Below are 542 nucleotides of genomic sequence, written 5' to 3'. Positions count from 1 at the left end.
GTCGGATTCATGATGGACCCCATGGATCTAGGTGACAACACGAAGAGCAGAATTACCAAATTGGAAAAAATCCCGGTGCTGAAAAGACTTACTGTCGCGGAGGGCTAGATTTTATTTTGCAGACTTTTACACGGGATCCGTCCTGGTACTTTTATTGATACACTTGAGACAAGGGGGACAACAATAGTTGTACCTCCCTTGTTTGGTAGCGTGTTTCATCGGTTCGATTTGTTGTGGCTCTACCTCGCGGGGGCGCCGGTTTGTGTTGCTGACAGGCAGAGCAGAAAGGCGGGTAAAAGCGGTTTGTATGGACGTAATCTGGATCTGTGCGCAGAGTATACGTCTGAAATGCGTGGCAAAGTGCAGGTCTGAAAATTTAAGATGGTGCGATCTATTGGGTCATGAGATAGACAATTTGTTTTGCAAGAGGGTGAATTACGCTGTAGTGTACTTCTACACCTTCACGCTTACCTTCGATAATTCCCTTGTTCTTGAGGAGTGCAAGATGTTGGGAAACTGTCGCTTGGGGAAGTCCAAGGCAC

At 46.9% G+C, this 542-nt stretch carries 1 protein-coding gene; it reads right to left on the bottom strand.

The genetic code is table 11. The features are described from left to right. Positions 1–391 precede the first annotated feature (391 nt). The coding region (locus NC238_05120) for an ArsR family transcriptional regulator (GenBank protein ID MCM1565320.1) at positions 392–542 on the bottom strand (151 nt) is incomplete at its 5' end.

Origin of the sequence: Dehalobacter sp. (assembly GCA_023667845.1) — a bacterium.
In the GTDB taxonomy this organism is placed as follows: domain Bacteria; phylum Bacillota; class Desulfitobacteriia; order Desulfitobacteriales; family Syntrophobotulaceae; genus Dehalobacter.
The sequence above is the reverse complement of the archived record's forward strand: the minus strand, read 5'-3'. Positions and strand labels throughout refer to the sequence as shown.